This is a genomic window from Bacillus sp. NPDC094064 (genome assembly GCF_050279585.1).
In the GTDB taxonomy this organism is placed as follows: Bacteria; Bacillota; Bacilli; order Bacillales; family Bacillaceae_G; genus Bacillus_A.
Map to the genome: position 1 here is coordinate 160,779 of NZ_JBNNUI010000003.1, position 17,357 is coordinate 178,135.

Annotated in this window: 16 protein-coding genes and 2 pseudogenes; 7 read left to right on the forward strand and 11 right to left on the reverse strand. The window is 33.5% G+C overall.

Going from position 1 to position 17,357, the window contains the following annotated elements:
* Positions 1 to 13 precede the first annotated feature (13 nt).
* On the reverse strand, positions 14 to 979 hold the full coding sequence (locus ACQKNI_RS08620) for an iron-hydroxamate ABC transporter substrate-binding protein (RefSeq protein ID WP_088230041.1): 966 nt from the start codon (positions 977 to 979) through the stop codon (positions 14 to 16).
* Positions 980 to 1,277: 298 nt separating this feature from the next.
* Positions 1,278 to 2,036 (reverse strand): exodeoxyribonuclease III, encoded by a 759-nt coding sequence (locus tag ACQKNI_RS08625; protein ID WP_088230042.1) that lies wholly within the window; start codon positions 2,034 to 2,036, stop codon positions 1,278 to 1,280.
* Positions 2,037 to 2,190: 154 nt separating this feature from the next.
* Between ACQKNI_RS08625 and ACQKNI_RS08630 the strand changes: the two genes are divergently transcribed.
* From ACQKNI_RS08630 to ACQKNI_RS08640, 3 genes are read left to right on the forward strand one after another with little or no spacing between them, the layout of a single operon-like run.
* The gene (locus tag ACQKNI_RS08630) at positions 2,191 to 2,787 is read left to right on the forward strand and encodes a bifunctional transcriptional activator/DNA repair enzyme AdaA (RefSeq protein ID WP_088230043.1); all 597 of its coding nucleotides are present in this window, start codon (positions 2,191 to 2,193) and stop codon (positions 2,785 to 2,787) included.
* Entirely contained in the window at positions 2,768 to 3,298 is a 531-nt protein-coding gene (locus ACQKNI_RS08635) for a methylated-DNA--[protein]-cysteine S-methyltransferase (protein WP_088230044.1), read from the forward strand. Before ACQKNI_RS08630 ends, ACQKNI_RS08635 begins: the two co-directional genes overlap by 20 nt.
* Positions 3,295 to 4,206 (forward strand): DNA-3-methyladenine glycosylase 2, encoded by a 912-nt coding sequence (locus tag ACQKNI_RS08640; RefSeq protein ID WP_088230045.1) that lies wholly within the window; start codon positions 3,295 to 3,297, stop codon positions 4,204 to 4,206. The genes ACQKNI_RS08635 and ACQKNI_RS08640 overlap by 4 nt, the downstream gene beginning before the upstream one ends.
* 34 nt (positions 4,207 to 4,240) lie before the next feature.
* Here the strand turns inward: ACQKNI_RS08640 and pepT are convergent, their stop codons facing one another.
* The 4 genes and pseudogenes from pepT to ACQKNI_RS08660 all read right to left on the reverse strand — a co-directional run bounded on the left by pepT (position 4,241) and on the right by ACQKNI_RS08660 (position 7,451).
* A complete protein-coding gene (gene pepT / locus ACQKNI_RS08645) occupies positions 4,241 to 5,473 on the reverse strand; it encodes a peptidase T (RefSeq protein ID WP_088230046.1) in 1,233 nt (410 codons plus the stop codon).
* A 129-nt stretch (positions 5,474 to 5,602) separates the two neighbouring features.
* Positions 5,603 to 6,019 (reverse strand): annotated as a pseudogene (locus ACQKNI_RS08650) (histidine phosphatase family protein); the annotation flags it as partial.
* A 30-nt stretch (positions 6,020 to 6,049) separates the two neighbouring features.
* Entirely contained in the window at positions 6,050 to 6,865 is an 816-nt protein-coding gene (locus tag ACQKNI_RS08655) for an alpha/beta fold hydrolase (protein WP_088230047.1), read from the reverse strand.
* Positions 6,866 to 7,067: 202 nt separating this feature from the next.
* Positions 7,068 to 7,451, reverse strand: a complete 384-nt coding sequence (locus ACQKNI_RS08660) for a VOC family protein (RefSeq protein ID WP_088230048.1) — start codon at positions 7,449 to 7,451, stop codon at positions 7,068 to 7,070.
* Between the two features lie 430 nt (positions 7,452 to 7,881).
* Here ACQKNI_RS08660 and ACQKNI_RS08665 point away from each other — a divergent pair, with 430 nt between their 5' ends.
* The 3 genes from ACQKNI_RS08665 to ACQKNI_RS08675 all read left to right on the forward strand — a co-directional run bounded on the left by ACQKNI_RS08665 (position 7,882) and on the right by ACQKNI_RS08675 (position 12,297).
* Positions 7,882 to 10,605, forward strand: a complete 2,724-nt coding sequence (locus ACQKNI_RS08665; RefSeq protein ID WP_088230049.1) for a bifunctional diguanylate cyclase/phosphodiesterase — start codon at positions 7,882 to 7,884, stop codon at positions 10,603 to 10,605.
* 149 nt (positions 10,606 to 10,754) lie between these two features.
* Positions 10,755 to 11,921: a DUF2515 domain-containing protein gene (locus ACQKNI_RS08670; RefSeq protein WP_088230050.1), complete on the forward strand. Its 1,167-nt coding sequence runs from the start codon at positions 10,755 to 10,757 to the stop codon at positions 11,919 to 11,921.
* Complete coding sequence (locus ACQKNI_RS08675) at positions 11,896 to 12,297, forward strand: CBO0543 family protein (RefSeq protein WP_088230051.1); 402 nt, start codon at positions 11,896 to 11,898, stop codon at positions 12,295 to 12,297. The genes ACQKNI_RS08670 and ACQKNI_RS08675 overlap by 26 nt, the downstream gene beginning before the upstream one ends.
* 22 nt (positions 12,298 to 12,319) lie before the next feature.
* Here ACQKNI_RS08675 and ACQKNI_RS08680 read toward each other — a convergent pair whose 3' ends face one another.
* From ACQKNI_RS08680 to ACQKNI_RS08700, 5 genes are all read right to left on the reverse strand, one after another.
* Positions 12,320 to 12,745, reverse strand: a complete 426-nt coding sequence (locus tag ACQKNI_RS08680; protein ID WP_088230052.1) for a YfmQ family protein — start codon at positions 12,743 to 12,745, stop codon at positions 12,320 to 12,322.
* A 20-nt stretch (positions 12,746 to 12,765) separates the two neighbouring features.
* Positions 12,766 to 13,437: an LrgB family protein gene (locus ACQKNI_RS08685; RefSeq protein ID WP_098882409.1), complete on the reverse strand. Its 672-nt coding sequence runs from the start codon at positions 13,435 to 13,437 to the stop codon at positions 12,766 to 12,768.
* A gap of 23 nt (positions 13,438 to 13,460) precedes the next feature.
* Positions 13,461 to 13,817 carry a CidA/LrgA family holin-like protein gene (locus ACQKNI_RS08690; RefSeq protein ID WP_088230054.1) on the reverse strand — a complete coding sequence of 119 codons (357 nt, stop codon included), beginning with the start codon at positions 13,815 to 13,817 and terminating at the stop codon, positions 13,461 to 13,463.
* A gap of 33 nt (positions 13,818 to 13,850) precedes the next feature.
* Positions 13,851 to 15,284 (reverse strand): PLP-dependent aminotransferase family protein, encoded by a 1,434-nt coding sequence (locus ACQKNI_RS08695; RefSeq protein ID WP_427282325.1) that lies wholly within the window; start codon positions 15,282 to 15,284, stop codon positions 13,851 to 13,853.
* Between the two features lie 140 nt (positions 15,285 to 15,424).
* Positions 15,425 to 15,616, reverse strand: a complete 192-nt coding sequence (locus ACQKNI_RS08700) for a hypothetical protein (protein WP_088230056.1) — start codon at positions 15,614 to 15,616, stop codon at positions 15,425 to 15,427.
* 338 nt (positions 15,617 to 15,954) lie between these two features.
* On the opposite strand from ACQKNI_RS08700, the pseudogene ACQKNI_RS08705 reads away from it, so the two are divergent.
* Positions 15,955 to 17,286 (forward strand): annotated as a pseudogene (locus ACQKNI_RS08705) (NAD(P)-binding protein); the annotation flags it as partial.
* Positions 17,287 to 17,357 lie beyond the last annotated feature (71 nt).

A 17,357-nucleotide genomic window follows, 5' to 3' on the forward strand; every position in this document is an offset into this window, starting at 1 on the left:
CTTACTTATCGTATTATTTAGATAAATTTTTCACTGCTTCTTTTAAGAATGCTGTTTTACTCCAAGCTGTACCACCTTGTGCCATTGGATCTACAACGTTTACAAATACTTTCTTTTCCTTCGCAGCATTCATACTTTGCCAAATTGGATTGCTTTCAATTTCTTCTAGTGCTTTCGGGTTTTTATTTTCACTTGCCTCATATTGTAAGAAAATATAATCCGGGTTAAGTTCAGCAAGTTTTTCAAATGAAATTTTCTCTTGTGCTTTTACAGTTTTCAATTGTTCTGGAGCTGTTAATCCAAGATCTTTATAAATGACAGGGTTAAAGTATACTCCTTCTGGATATAGGAATAATTCGTTTGCTCTTAGTCTAATTACAAGAACTTTTTTGTCTTTTAACTTATCTCCTAGTTTTGCTTTTGCTTTCTCAGCGTCCGTATTGTAATCTTTAATAATTTTTTCTGCTTTATCTTTTTTATCAGTTAGTTCTCCCATCAATTTCAAGTTATCTTCCCAATTTGTTGAAACGTGTGATACAGGGAATGTTGGTGCTATTTTCGTAAACTTTTCAGCTGTTTCTGCTGGGAACTTCGTACTCGATGTAATAACATCTGGTTTTAATTGAAGTAATGTTTCGAAATTTGGTTGCATTTTTTCACCTACAGATTTTGCACCCTCTAACTCTTTTTCAAGATACTTTGGTAATTTACCGCCTACAGTAATTGCACCAACTGGTTTAATTCCAAGTACTGCCGCATCTTCCATTGACTCTAAACTAGCTGTCGCAATTTTATCTACTTTTGTTGGCACTGTATATTCTTTACCTAAATATGTAATTTTTCGTTTTTCATCTTTTTTCGTTTCCGCAGCTTTTGTCTGTTGCTTTTGCTCCCCTGAAGTCTTATCCGCACTATTACATGCTGCTAAACCTACACTTAAAACAGTAACCATCCCTAATGTAAATAATTTCTTGTTCATCTTTATATTTCTCCTCTCGAATTGTTTAAAATTATATTCACAACAAAAATTAACTATGTGAAACTTATTCTATATATATTTCATTAGATTAATAATTCTATCCAAAACGCATGCTCGTTCACTTCCCCTAAACTATAATTCTTTTATGACCCCATCAATTAATAATCATTCTCACTGATAATGATTATCGTTATTAAGTATATAGTTAATGTCAGATTATTTCAAGAATGATCTGAAAAACTTTAACAAACTGACTAAAAAAAGAAGTATCCCCTATACTCAGGAAGATACTTCTTTTTTATAAATTTATATGTAATTCAACTGGGCAATGGTCTGATCCCATTACTTCACTGTTAATTTTTGCATCCTTTATTTGGCCTTTCACTCTTTCAGAAACAACGAAATAATCTAAACGCCATCCAATATTTTTCGCTCTCGCTCCCATACGATACGACCACCACGAATATGCACCTTCCTGATAAGGATATAGATAACGATACGTATCTATAAATCCTTCTTCTAAAATACATGTAAACTTCTCTCGTTCCTCATCAGAGAATCCAGGGTTTTTACGATTACTTTTTGGATTTTTTAAATCGATTTCTTTATGAGCAACGTTTAAATCTCCGCAAAAAACAACTGGTTTCTTCTCATCTAATCGTTTAATATACGCTCTGAAATCATCTTCCCATTTCATTCTGTAATCTAATCGTTCTAATCCACGTTTTGAATTTGGTGTATATAACGTTATCATGTAAAAATCTTCGAACTCTAAAGTAACAACTCGTCCTTCTTGATCATGCTCTTCAATTCCTAAACCGTATGTAACAGAAAGCGGTTCTTTTTTCGAAAAAATAGCCGTCCCTGAATATCCTTTTTTTACAGCATAATTCCAGTATGTATAATATCCCTCTAGATTTAAATCAATTTGCCCATCTTGTAATTTAATTTCTTGTAAACAAAATATATCCGCATCGGATTCTTCAAGATATTCTAAAAACCCACCTTTTGCGATAACTGCACGTAAACCATTTACATTCCATGAAATTAACTTCACATTTCGTCCTCCTCTTGCTGTTCATTTTCAAAGTTCATGCTATCACAAAATAGAAAAACAATCATATTTTCATCTTTGTAATCTTGCTCTTACATTTGTGAATACGTACATATGCACATGATTCAGGTTATACTAATTTCAGAGGTGATGTTCTTTGCACAATGAAGGAGTTACGTTAACAAATGAGCATTGGCAAGCCATTATTCATAATGATTCTTCTTATGATACAAAATTCTTTTATGCTGTGAAATCGACTGGGATCTTTTGCCGCCCATCGTGCAAATCGAGAATACCGAATAAAAACAACGTACGAATTTTTCTAGATGCAGAGCAAGCATTGCATGAAAACTTTCGTCCGTGCAAACGTTGTAAACCAAATGGGATTACTTTACCTAACGAAGAGTGGGTAGAACAAATTAAAGACTATATTGAAAAGCATTATGACGAAGAATTAACTCTCGACATACTCGCAGAAATGTGCCATGGTAGCCTATTTCATTTACAACGTACTTTCAAAAGACTGCTAGGAATTAGTCCAATAGAATATATACAGCAATTCAGGATTGTTAAAGCTGCAGAATATCTTTCACATACAAATCAATCTATTAAAGAAATTAGTACTGCTGTCGGGATAGAAAACCCAGAGTATTTCGCAACTTTATTTAAAAAGAAAACCGGCTTTACTCCGACTGAATATCGAAAAAAGAATGAAATGAAAGAGGGATACAATAATGAATTCCTACAAAAATAAATCTATATATTGGACGCTCCTTACACATGGAAATTGGCGCTTTCATATTGCCGCAACTGAAAATGGACTATGTTTCATTGGATCACAAGACGAAAACTTCGAAGAACTAACTATATGGGCTAGAAAAAAACTGCCGCAATATAAATTGACCCGCAATCCAGATTACTTGTACACATATACGAAAGAAGTTATCGAGTATTTAGAAAACAAGCGGGAAACTTTTACATTCCCTATCGATGCTTACGGTACCGCCTTTCAATTATCTATTTGGAATACGGTACGTGAAATTCCTTATGGGAAGACATATTCTTATTCAGAAATTGCAGAAAGAATACAAAAACCTAAGGCTGTGCGTGCCGTTGCTTCTGCTATCGCTGCCAACCCTCTTCTCATTACAATTCCTTGCCATCGTGTTATTGGAAAGAATGGGAAACTAACCGGCTTTAGAGGTGGATTAGAAATGAAGAAAGAATTGCTTATATTAGAAAAGTCGCAGGTAGAATGCATATGACAGCAGAATATACTAGCGCATTAACTTTAATAGTTCCAACAGAATTTAGTTTCAAAGAAAACTTACGCTATCTATCCCGTTCTAACAATGAATGTATGTTTCACATTGAAGATAACAAAATTTATAAAGTTATCCCTGTTCAACATATAAACCCTTTGGTTGAAATTAGTATGAACACTGATGGCAATTTGGAAATACGTTTTGTAGGAGAATCATATATCTCTGAGAAATGGATATGCGATGCTGTAGCTAACTATGTAACAGAGTGGTTGGATTTAACTACTGATTTAGCTCCCTTTTATAAATTAGCTAAACTGGATCCGCTCCTTCAAGGTCCTATTCAAAAGTTTTATGGTCTTCGAACTTTAGGTATTCCAGATTTATTTGAAGCACTTTCCTGGGGAATTATCGGTCAGCAAATTAATCTCACATATGCCTATACGCTAAAAAGAAGATTAGTTGAGACATTTGGAAGTTATGTAGAATGGAACGATAGAAAACATTGGATATTCCCCTCACCTGAAATAATTGCAAATTTACATGTAGAGGATCTTAAAGACTTAAAAATGACGACGAGAAAATGTGAATATTTAATCGGTATTGCCAAGCTTATTACAGACGGAAAACTATCAAAAGAAGTGTTATTACAAACAAAAGATGTAAAGCTTGCTGAAAAACAATTAACTGCTATCCATGGTATAGGACCGTGGACTGCCAACTATGTTTTAATGCGCTGTTTACGATTTCCTTCCGCTTTTCCAATTGATGATGTTGGTTTGCACAATGCAATTAAATGTATAACAGATTCCGAAAGTAAACCGACTAAACATGAAATAAAAGATTTTGCAGCAAATTGGATCAATTGGGAGTCTTACGCCACTTTTTATTTATGGCGAGTACTATACTAAAAAACCAAGTAGCACATCACTACTTGGTTCTTTTTTAAGCTTGCTCTTCAAATCTTCTTGCAATTTCTACAATAACTTGAACAGCTTTTTCCATCGTATCTACCGAAACATACTCAAATTTTCCGTGATAGTTTTCACCACCAGTGAAAATGTTCGGCGTCGGTAATCCCATATATGATAACTGTGATCCATCTGTTCCACCGCGAATTGGATGGATATTCGGTTCGATATTTAAACTTTTCATTGCCTCATATGCAATATCAACAATTTCCCTCACTGGTTCAATCTTTTCAAGCATGTTATAGTATTGATCATTCATTTCTAAAACGACTGCATCTTGTCCATATTTCTCTTGCATTTGCTTCACAATATTTTCAACGTTATGTTTACGCTCTTCAAAATTTTCACGATCAAAATCTCGAATAATATAATACGCTTTACTTTGCTCAACATCACCATTTAAAGAAAGTAAATGATAAAATCCTTCATATCCTTCTGTATATTCCGGTGCCTCTTCTACTGGTAAATGCCCGTTAAACTCCATAGCCAGTTTAGTTGCGTTACGCATTTTATTTTTCGCTGTTCCAGGATGTGTATTTGTTCCGTTAAATGTTAACTTAGCACCTGCAGCATTAAAGCTTTCATATTCCAAACCACCTAATGGGCCTCCATCCATCGTATAAGCAAATGATGCACCAAACGCTTCTACATCAAAATGCGATGGTCCACGGCCGATTTCTTCATCTGGCGTAAATGCCACTCTAATTTTCCCATGCTTAATTTGCGGATTATGTATTAAATAATTCATTGCAACCATAATTTCTGTAAGACCAGCTTTATCATCTGCTCCTAGCAGTGTTGTACCATCAGTTGTAATAATCGTATGCCCTTTATAAGATGGTAATTCTGGAAACTGTTCCGGCGTTAACACAACATTTAGCTCTTCATTTAACGTAATCGCATTACCATCAAAGTTTTCATGAATTTGTGGCTTTACGTTTTTCCCCGTAAAGTCTGTTGCTGTATCTAAGTGTGCTAAAAAGCCAATTACAGGAACATCCTTATCCGTATTAGCAGGAAGTGTTGCCATTACATATCCATTCTCATCCATCGTCACTTCTGTTAACCCAATTTCTTTTAGCTCTTCCACTAATAACTTACCAAATTCGATTTGTCCAGGTGTTGTTGGTACTGTATGACTTTCTTCATTTGATTGTGTATCAATTTTTACATATCTCGTAAATCTTTCAATAAGTTCTTGTTTCAAATTCGTTCACTCCTTTTATATTTCTTTCTTCATTATAATCCTTAAGACAAAATTTTTTAACTTTTTTGACTGTGAAAGTATATATTCCATTTACATTTTTAAAGATTTAAAACAAATCAACAGGAGTCATAATATTTGTACATTTTGAAAATCCATTAATATTTCCTTTAACACTTTCACTACCCTTCTCTGACAATCCTTATATGACTCCCCTTCCGTTAGTGCAAAATCCGGATTAGAAAACATCTTCTTTACAAGTGGATACACCTCTTTATCTGATATAATCTGATCCTCACTTAAAAACATACACTCTTTGAGATTTTCATATATTAATATTTCTTTTTCATAGAAATCCGCTGTTTTTTCTATCGTTAACACAGCCCTGTTATACGGACTTGAAATGAAAGTATCAATTTCCTCTGTTTTTAATATGTCCGTTACTCTATGAGCGTCTAAACTTCCCTTTTCAGTTAATCCACGTGTTCTTTCATTCCCTTCTAATTTTGGCGATTCACCATGCCTAACCATATAGATATATGTATTCATACTTCCTCCTTGAAATTGTTCATTCGTCTTTTATAAACTTTGCTGATTTGTTCGTCTAATCCATTCTCCTACTAAGCTCTCGAATAATTCAGGCTGTTCAATTTGTAAATTATGCCCTGCCATATCCAAAACTGATAATGTTGCTCTTGGATAATCTTCAATAATTTCTATAATATCTTGATACCCTACCGATATATCTTGTCTTCCGGCTAATAAAAGAACAGGTTTCTCATATTTTTTATGATGAAAATCCATAGTAAGAGAGTAATTATTTTGCAACCTTTCAATAAATTCATAATTAGCAATATCTAGTCCTGGCTTAATTTCTTCATTAAATCGCTTATATGTATATTCATTTGCTACCACCGCTAACTCACAAAAACCCTCTCTTTCCGTAGAAGTGAGCTTATTTAAAAATTCATCATCTTGTAAAATTACCTGTTTATCTGGAAGAGTCCTTTTTTCTGGATCCGCTACAACAACAGGACATACTAATAGTAATCCGTTAACTCTTTCAAACAGCTTTGTGAGTATTCCTCTGGCTAAATAGCCTCCGTATGACTCTCCTACCAATAAAAATTCTTCAGTAGAAATGATTTTCTCAATAAATGTGATAAGCACTTCTACTATACGATCTGAACTATTTATCCCATCTGGAGCATTCGATTTTCCCATTCCAGGTAAATCAATATATATTCGCTTATACCCTTCATATTTCTGAAATACTCCTTCCATACATATCATCATTAACCTATGATCAGGAGCGCAGCCATGTATGATAATGACTGGTTTTCCTTCTCCAACGATTTCATAGTATATTTCTGCATCTTCAATTCGAAATAACATAAAAAGCCCTCCCTATTTATACATTCCTTTTGAATGGCAACACTATCAAACTTATAAGAATACACGTTCTCAATTTACATCCCTCTACAATTGATTGTCAAATTTAAATTTTCAGACTAAAAATAAATTAACTTCCTTCTATTTTTATTTCCTAGAAGGAAGCTAATTTATTTTTACCCTATCATAATTTGAAACCTTGTTCTTATATTTTCATCAATACAATTCTCCAACCATCTGGATCTTCTATCGTTATTCCTTTTTCTTTCCAATATGGATTCTCTGGTTCTACTTCATCGTATCCCATTGCATGCAGCCTCTTACTCACCTTTTTCATTTCACTATCTTCTTGCATATAAAATACTAATAAATTATCTTTCGTTGGAGCTGGACAGGGACTTCCATTTTCATGTCTTGTAAACTCCAGATGATATTCTTCATCAGGTAGACCAAGCATAACTCCATCATAGCCTTCATGATCATAGAACTCACCTATACGTTTTAAGCCTAACCCTTTTTCATAAAAAGATGTAACCTCTTCAAACTTATCTGTTGGACGTGCTATTCGAAACTTCACCCAGTTTTTCATGTTCTTCCTCCCATACTAAAAATTTCATACATGATTACGTATTATTGTATATACGTAAAACATTTTTGAAATCCCTCATTAGTATGAGGATAGATACATACAAACGTCTTACTTAAAGTAACCTATAACGACCAAAAACTCATCTAGAAAGAAAGTTCTCATCATTTTATATGCAACCTTACATATTTACTTACAAATCACTAAAAAAACTTTAAAATTCAAAGGATGACTAAATATACAATTCCCATCTAAAATTTTAATACAGTACAAGCTATCAAGTGTAATACTTTTTCAATTTTAAGAAGTATTACACTCTTTAATTCTTTCCTTATAAACATGATTTTTATAAGGAAATCTGATACAATCCTTAAGTAATATCATTACGTTTAGATATTACGAATATAGTACATACTTAAAGAAGGTGATTTAATTGAAGCCAAATAAAAATTTGCAAATATGTATATTAATCACAACATTAATAGGCTATTCCATCTATTCAATGTTTTTCTTTCTTTTCCCTACTCATTTTTCAAATTTCAGCGTACGCTTCGCTTCACTCATCATTGAAGCCATAACATTTGTATCACTCATTTACTCTATATATTCAAAAAAAGTCCGTTCAAATCCGTTTTGGATATGTATCACCATTGCCATTGGAAATTTTCTATTAGGAAAAGTTGTATATACATATCAAAATACCTTTTTTGAACCTACAATACATCGTTTTACTATTTCTGATGTGTTTTACATGTTTTTTCTACTTTTCTTCCTTATCGCTTTCTGCTATAAAATCTTAAAAGAGTGCAATAAATGGGGAAAATTGTTCTTTATTTGTGATATATGCATCGTACTTACTTCTATATTCACATTAGAATGGTATTTATTTAATGAGCCAGATTTAAATATATTCTCTCTTTCACTGGGAGAAATTTTCCTTTCATTTCTATATCCAATTGCAGATTTATTATTTCTTCTACTAGGTGTTAGTATCTTTTTCCGCCCAACAATTTTTAATTCCAAGCGGAAAATGTATATTTTTATTTTTGTATTAATAAGTTCTGCAACTTTTAATTATATTTATTTTTACTTAAACAGCCATTTATCACCGGAGACGATCACATTATTACGTCTTTTATATAGAATACCTATATTACTTATTGCGATAGCTGGTTCTATTCCAAAATCTCAAAATAGCGCTACAAGCTATTTTATTATAAATCCTATTCTAGGTGAAAAAGTTTTAGTCGTATTTCCCTATCTTGCTGTTGCAATCTTAATCGGATTTACACTCAAAGAGCAAACATCATCATCAACCCTTATTGCAGGAAATTGTATTACTTTTGTATTCGTATTGATTCGTCATTCCATTGTACATATGCAAAATAAAAAATTAACACAACGCTTACAACTATTTAATACTCAATTAGAAGAAAAAGTTACTTTACGGACTACTGATTTAGTCAAAAAATCAATAGCTTTATCTCAAAAGCAGCAAACATTCAAATCGTTATATGAATATCATCCAGATCCTATTTTTACGATTGATTTAAACGGGACGTTCTTAAATGTAAATAAAGCAGGAAACATTCTACTTGGAGCCGCCTCTAGTGAATTACTTGGTGAGACTTGTCTTTCTGTTATTTTAGACGAAGATAAGCATAAACTTATGTCTGCATTAGAAAAAGCAAAAAAACAAAAATCTACTTCTTTACAACTACGCTCTCAATATAAGAACGGCTTTACTTATTTTTTATACGTTACTATCGTTCCTATTATGGTAGATGAACAAATTTCAGGAAGCTACATTTTGGTGAAAGATATTACCGCCTTTAAAAAACAGCAAGAAGAAATAAAATATTTAGCATTCCATGATACTGTAACAAAAATTGGGAATCGGGCCTTTTTCCAAAAAAAATTGAGAACAGTTATAAGAAATGCACAAGCAAAACAAAGTGAATTTGCACTGTTATATTTAGATTTAGACCGCTTTAAAGTTATTAACGATACACTTGGACACTCTACAGGTGATTACATATTAGAAGAAGTAGCAAAACGTTTTCAATCATGCCTTTCATCACATACTTATGTTTCAAGAATTGGTGGGGATGAGTTTACAATCTTAATTGAAAACTATACTGACCAAGATTCCTTATTATCGTTATGTAACCAATTATTTAAAAGCATGAAAAAACCGTTTGTCATACACGAACATAAGCTGACTTTATCTCTTAGCATCGGGATTGCTATTTATCCACATTATGGAATCGATATCACTACACTATTGAAAAACGCGAATGTTGCAATGTATGACGCAAAGGAAAAAGAGCTTAACTCTGTCTCTATTTATGATGATATAATTGCTAGAAAGATTGAGAGACGATTACGATTAGAGAAAGATTTACCGAACGCAATTCAAAATGAAGAATTGTTCCTTTTATATCAACCTCAAGTTGATAGCAATTGTAATAAAATTGTTGGAGCTGAAGCTTTAATTCGCTGGAATCATCCAGATCTAGGGATCATTTCTCCAAATGAATTTATATCAATCGCTGAGGAAACAATGCAAATCATTTCAATTGGAAAATGGACTTTACAACAAGCATGTCAGCAAATGAAACGTTGGCACACACTAGGATACTCTCATTTAAAAATAGGCGTCAATTTATCGGCTAAAGAATTTGAGCAAGAAGATTTTATACAATCCGTTTCCTCTACTTTAGCAACGACTGGCTTACCAGCAAGTTCTCTTGACCTAGAATTAACGGAACGCATTGCAATGATGGATGCGAAAGAAACATTATTAAAGCTGCGAACACTCAAGGGTTTAGGGATTCACATATCAATCGATGACTTCGGTACAGGCTATTCTTCATTAGCATACTTACCCTTATATCCAATCGATACTTTAAAAATCCCGAGAGAATTTATTACAATGTCCGAAACGTGTGAAGATGGAAAGGAAATCATTAAAACAATCATCACATTAGCACATACATTAGAGATGTCTATTATTGCTGAAGGTGTCGAAACGAAAGAACACGTGAATTTCCTTCAAAAAAATAAATGTCAGTTTATTCAAGGTTACTATTACAGTAAACCTATCCATGCCGATTCATTTTCTACTCTGCTGGAAAAGGGGACTCATTCTTTATAGGTTTATGTAATAATTTTAAAAAAGGAAAGAAGAATCATTCTCCTCTTTCCTTTTTCTATATGTTGCAACTTTTCATTTCCTTCACATATCATTTATTTAAGTAGTTACTAATACATTTATGATAACAGACTTGAATAGGGGGGATTTATATGCACCACGACAATCCACATAATAAACGTTACAAAAATACCCCTCTTTCCCTCTTCTCTATAAAAAATGAGCTAAAACAAAAATGTACCACTACAAATAGCCCCCTTTACACTCTTTCGAAAGAGGAAGAAATATTAATACATACAATTAAAGAACAAACAAAATTATTAAATCAAAATAATGTAACAAGGACTCGTGCTTACTTTCAGTTTCACAAAAAGTATCCTGAAATACAGTGGGCACTGCTCGGACATATGGTGTCACGTAACGGTGGTTGGAACATGACTGATTTAAAAGGAGATTTATATACAAAGTTATTATCTGAAAAAGATCAATTTACTTTCTTTTCTTTTTTAGAGCGCGGAAATTGGCTTATTTTTCAAGATGTATATCCACAATTTTTACTATATGAACAAAGTGTAAAAAAATCTACAAACCTTTTCCATCTTCTCTCTCACCTCCATGTTTCCACCTTTATGGAAACGATATGGAATTCCTTTTGGAAAACTGGCGACAAAAAAACATTAGCAATCGCAACTATTATTAATGAGCAAAATTACTTAGAAAAAAGAGTCATTCAAAATGAACACTTCAAAAAAAATGTTCTGAACAGTATTGGATTTAAACTATTTGATTTCTTTCAGTTCAATCATATCCTCTTCCCTTTTTACGAAAGTAAAATGAATGCGAAAACATTACTCATTGGTGATACAATGAAGCACTTCACTTCACTACATGAACGAATTTTACTTGGAAAAAGATTATACACATTGTTATTTCATAATGAACATATTTTATCTCAAGTTAAACATTGGGCAGACAATACCCCTCATACAGGCTCAAGAAAAGATTACTGGCCACATTTATTTTCAAGTGTAAACGAATCTTTTTCAAGAGAGTTTTATAAACGAAGAATAAAAAATTGCCAATTAAGAAATGATTCCTATCGTATATATAGTCCTGCACTTATGTACGCATGGAAAAATGTAAAAAACGAAGAAACAAAACATGAAGATTGGTTTAATGACTGGCAAGTGATACATTATTTAACTGATAAGGAGGAACATATACTTGGGCAAATTACAGAAGACTACTGCAAAACACTCGAAAAAATTGAATTGGCAATTCTCGCAAAGAAAAATGTCCTCCTTAGAGAAGAAGAATGATTTTCTAGCATTAGCAGTTACAATCTTTCTCTCTACTGTTATCGGAACGTGCTTAGATGCTTTCTTTGTCACGAAACAAATATATTCCTTTCCAGTTAGACCGTTCCCATCCATATTTTCAGTTAACATAGGCTTCACGTTGCTTGTACTACCAATTTTAACAGCCACTTTCATACAAATTTCAAAAACATTATCTGCAATTTCTAGAACTCTATTGATTATCTCAATAGGTATTTGTGCTAGTATGTTTGAACAAGTCGCTGAGAAACTAGGCTTATTTATTCATAGTTCAGATTGGTATCATACTTATTCTTTGTTTGGGTATATGATTTTCCTTTCTTTCATCTGGATAGTATACAAATGGATACAAAAATAAAGAGACCATTATTGGTCTCTCCTTAAGCATAATCTTCAGTTATTGCTAATGGTGCCACAGTTTGAAGACTTTTAGAACGTAAACGATAGGCAACAACGTTCTTCTTGTATTGCTTTATTACATCAACATGTTCCTCATAGCTATATATTGATAACGTAATTGTCCTTTTCCCTTTCTTCGTTTCAATGATTATCGGTATCCCCTCACCGCGTGGTGGAAAATAATGTTTATCTAAAAATAAAGCCTCGTTAAATTCGTTAATAACTTGCGTTTTCTTTTCCCCTTCTATATTCTTTCCATCTAGCGATACAGTCGTATGTTCTTCATCAAGTTTTTGATGTAATTCAAATCTACTAATAATAGATTCTACAACAGAAGTCGGCATACTAGAAACTAGTACTTTAAGAGCACCAAAAATAAATAATGTAACTATAAACCATGTTGTCACTTTTATCATCTCCATACATTTTAAAATACAAATTTCATTCCATAAGGTATTAATATACTAATAAGTATTCCTGTTACAATCATCGTTACTGAACCAATAGTGGCTTCTTTCTCGCCTTCTTTCACTAGACGACTCACACCGATAATATGTGATGCACAGCCCATTCCAACACCTTTTCCAATCGTACTTGTTATACCGCAAAGCTTAAGTACTGTCGGTCCAATAATAGCACCAGTTATTCCTGCAACAACTACGAAACTAGAAGTCATAGATGGAATACCACCAATTTGATCCGCTAATGAAATGGCAATTGGCATTGTTGCTAATTGCGGGAGAGTTGTTAGTATAAGTTCCTTATCTATATTTAAAATTCTACCGAGTGCTACATTCATAATCGTTAAGGCTACTATACCTATCAATACACCGATTAGTATCGATAAAAAGTTTTTCATCAGTATTTTGCGCTCTTTAAATAAAGGTATCGCTAACGCTACGATTGCAGGGCTCAATAAGCTTGAAAGAATGTCTCCCCCATTTACCCTATACTCATGATGAGAAATACCAAAAATCAAAAATAAACAAATCATAATTGCAGTAACTGTTAACACCGGTAACGTAAATGGAAGTGTAAATTTTTTATATAACTTTGTCGCCAATAAATAAATTACTACAGTAATAATAATTAAGAACATTTGAATCGTGCACCTTGTCGATTTTATTTTTTCGATGTTACTACTAATTGACTTATATACCCTGAAACAATCAAAGTTACTACCGTACTTGCAACTACTAAAAGGAATATCATACTTCCCTTACTTAAAAGGAAAGACCCGTATTCCATCAGCCCTGTTGTCGAAGGGATTAAAAATAACGGTAAAAATACGATTAGCTTCTCCGCACCCATCTCAAACCATTTTAATGGTAAAATCCGAGTAGAAAGGAGCAAGAACAGTATTAACATCCCTATTAAACTTCCTGGCATTGATAGATGGAGTATTCCCTGAATCCACGTACCAACTAAGCTAAATACATATAGCACGCCTACTTGAAGTAAAAGCGTCACGTACTTCATTTCTTTCCCTCATTTCACTATCACACATCCATATTATGAAATCTCATTTAACGTGTCAGCAAACCGGGTAATTCCAAGCTTGATTTGTTCTATATTCGCTCTCCCAAACGTAAATCGTATATATTCATTTTTAGAGCCTAAAACACTGCCCGGAACAAATGCAACACCATTTCGTATAGATTCACCTAATAAGTGGTATTCATCAAACGTTCCTTGCACCTTGCACCATACATGTATTCCACCCTCTGGAACAAAACATTCAACTCGGTCTCCCAATGTGCCTTCAAGCTCTGCAATTAATACATCTCTTCTTTGCTTCAATTGTCCACGAAGCATCGTAATATGCGCATGGAAATCTTCTGATTCTAAAAATTGATTTGCTACCCACTGCGTAAATACGCTATGACCAAAATCAACTTGCTGCTTTGCATCTGCTAAACGCTCTATTACCCGCGTAGGGCCAATTACCCAGCCGATACGTAATCCTGATGCAACAATTTTTGATAGTGAACTTATATAAAGAACATTTCCATTTTGGTCCATCGATTTTAATGTCGGATTCACTTCTCCATTAAAAGACGTTAAACTATACGGATCATCTTCTACAATTGGTATACCATATTCAGAAGATAATTCTAAAATCCTTTTACGCCTTGCTAATGAAAGCACTGTTCCAGTCGGATTTTGATAATCTGGATTTAAAAACACCATGCGTATGCGATGTTTTTTATGCAAGTCAATTAAGTCATCTGGATTCATTCCGTGCTGATCAACAGGTAAATGGAATATTTTTAAGCCGGCAGATTTAAACATTGGAAGTGAAAAACAATAGGGTGGATCCTCGATTGCAATTGCATCTCCAGGCTTTAACAAGCACTGCACGATTAGATTAAGTGCCTGCTGTGCTCCTGATGTAATAAGGATAGAGCTTGACTCCGCTTCAATTTGTTTATATTGCTTAACATGTTCTGCGATTGTTTTTCTCAACATTTCATTTCCAAGCGGATGGTCATAACCGAGATTTTCCATAAATGTTTTCTCTGACATAATCGTTCGAAACCTATCACTTGGAATTAATTCAGGTGACAATTCACCACTCGCTAAATTAATTAAGTCATCTTTTTGCGTTTCTATTCGAATTTGTTGAACGAGTGGGACATTAGGTAAGAACGATCCATCCTCAACGTACCTACCCCAGTTCGGTATTCGTTTATGTGAAACACCCCATATATCTGTGTTCACTCTTGTCCCGCTTCCTTTTTGCCGTTCTACTACTCCAAGTGATTTTAATTCTTCATACGCAGCTACTATTGTACTCCGGTTTACTTGTAATTCCTTTGCTAATACGCGCTCAGAAGGTAACTTACTATCAGAAGGAAATTCACCCGAAGAAATACCTCTTTCAATATAATCAGCGATTTGCTTATATACTGGCGTCTTATCTGCACGATTTGGTTTCCATTCCACCCTGTCCCCTCCTCTCAAAACGAATGATTCTTCCTTCGCTTATAACAGTATTTACTGTAATAACAGGATTAATCAGTCACATTTTCTTATCCTTAAATGGATGTATCCAAAACGGTTCTCTTTCTAACCACTGAATACTATCAAATCACTACCGCATACCATGTTACCCCCACCAGTAGAACAAAAAGAAGGAGAATATAAATAGCGGATAAATTTTTCACATTCTTTTTTGTAGACTTACCATAATTCTCCTCCACATTTCGCGCAACTAGTACGGTCCCAAATAGCGATACAATTACAATAATAACCACTAGTGAAATTGCAAAACTCATTGTCTTTTCACCTCTCTAAGGCCAGTCTATTTCCATAAAGAGCTTCCTTTTTAAAATTTCGATAAAATACTACCTTTCTTCTCTTATCATAATTGATGTTTGTCAAAAACGGACCAACCACTTTTGTATTTTTTTGCTCATCCACTTTATGCATGCAACTAAACCTTCGCTCATTATGTGAGTCAGTAATTCCTTAAAGACTACTCCCTTGAATATTACGTACTTTACGAAAACAAACCCATTTTCCCTCTCTATCAATATAGCTAGTTCCTCCCTTTCATAATTTGTTATACACTAAGAAAATAACAAACAAACTATTCGTTAGCAGGTGAAAGAATATGTATGATGTTACAATTATCGGTGCTGGAGTAAGTAGCATTTTTATGGCTTATTCACTAGCTAAAAGTAACAAAAAGGTTTTAATTCTTGATAAAGGTAAACCGCTAGAACATCGAAATTGTCCTTTAGACCAAGGACAAACATGTAACTGTTACACATGTGATAAATATTTTGGTTTTGGTGGTTTAGGAAAATCTGAGGGGAAATTTAATTATACAAATGGATTTGGAGGCGAACTTGAACAAAAAGTCGGTAAAGAACATTTTATGCAACTCATGACTGAAGTAGATGAAATTCTATGTCAGTTTGGCGGAGGTTCTGTTTCAAAATATTCTACAGAAAATCTGAATCTCACTAAGAGAGCTGAAGCGTGTGGTTTACAAATGCTATCGACGGAAGTAAGACATCTTGGCACCGCACTTTCTAGTAACATTTTTCAGCAGCTTTATGAATTTTTACTTACGAAAATAAATATCCAATTTCATATAGATGTACAATATATCAGTAAACAAAAAGATCATTTTAAAATAGAAACAAATCAAGGAACAGTTCATTCTAAACAACTAGTATTTGCAACCGGGCGCTCTGGGGCAGATTGGTTAAAAGAAATGTGCACTTCTCTACATATTTCTCAAGAGCAAACACGTGTAGATTTAGGTATTAGAGTAGAAATGAAAGAACATCAATTACGTTCGATATTAAAAGATACTTTTGAAACGAAACTTTCTTATCAAGGCGAAAATTTTACAGCAACTACTTACTGTATGAATCCAAAAGGACGAATTATTCGAAAGTACGAAGAAGGTTTAGTTATGCCTGACGGTCAAAATTTTCGAGAGCGGGCAACTGACACTTCCAACTTAAATTTCACTTTATTTATACCATGCTATTTTCCAACTCTCAAAGAAGCAAATGTATACGCAAGCTCAATTATTAAAGGCATTAACCAAGGACGCGATCGAATTGTTATACAGCGCTTAGAGGACTTAATTAAGAAACAACCTACAGCGGAAAACAGTATGAAGCATAATCGTATACAACCTACACTGCACGGAGATTATGGAGATTTGAATAAAGAAATCCCTCCATTATATATTGAAGGGCTCAAACAATTTTTATTACGTTTAGAACAATTTATACAAGAACCTATCGATCAAGATACTTTGTTATATGGAATTGATGGAAAGTTCTATGCCCCTACGATAAAAATCAATAACCATTTTGAAACAAGTATAAGTGGGCTATTTTTAGTTGGAGATTGTTCTGGCGTCACTCATTCCTTATCTCAAGCAGCGGCAAGTGGCCTGTATGTTGGAAAATACTTATCTGACAAAATTATTGAAGTCGATTTATTACGTTTCTCAGAAATTAATATAATTAAGACCAGAGAAGTACAAACTAA

Excerpts from the sequence above, each read along its gene's own strand:
- ACQKNI_RS08675 (WP_088230051.1), top strand. The coding sequence starts at position 11,896 with ATGTCCTCCTTAGAGAAGAAGAATGATTTTCTAGCATTAGCAGTTACA.
- ACQKNI_RS08640 (WP_088230045.1), top strand. The coding sequence starts at position 3,295 with ATGACAGCAGAATATACTAGCGCATTAACTTTAATAGTTCCAACAGAA.
- ACQKNI_RS08620 (WP_088230041.1), bottom strand. The coding sequence starts at position 979 with ATGAACAAGAAATTATTTACATTAGGGATGGTTACTGTTTTAAGTGTA.
- ACQKNI_RS08685 (WP_098882409.1), bottom strand. The coding sequence starts at position 13,437 with ATGTTCTTAATTATTATTACTGTAGTAATTTATTTATTGGCGACAAAG.
- ACQKNI_RS08660 (WP_088230048.1), bottom strand. The coding sequence starts at position 7,451 with ATGAAAAACTGGGTGAAGTTTCGAATAGCACGTCCAACAGATAAGTTT.
- ACQKNI_RS08635 (WP_088230044.1), top strand. The coding sequence starts at position 2,768 with ATGAATTCCTACAAAAATAAATCTATATATTGGACGCTCCTTACACAT.
- ACQKNI_RS08670 (WP_088230050.1), top strand. The coding sequence starts at position 10,755 with ATGCACCACGACAATCCACATAATAAACGTTACAAAAATACCCCTCTT.
- ACQKNI_RS08655 (WP_088230047.1), bottom strand. The coding sequence starts at position 6,865 with ATGTTATTTCGAATTGAAGATGCAGAAATATACTATGAAATCGTTGGA.
- ACQKNI_RS08690 (WP_088230054.1), bottom strand. The coding sequence starts at position 13,817 with ATGAAGTACGTGACGCTTTTACTTCAAGTAGGCGTGCTATATGTATTT.
- ACQKNI_RS08700 (WP_088230056.1), bottom strand. The coding sequence starts at position 15,616 with ATGAGTTTTGCAATTTCACTAGTGGTTATTATTGTAATTGTATCGCTA.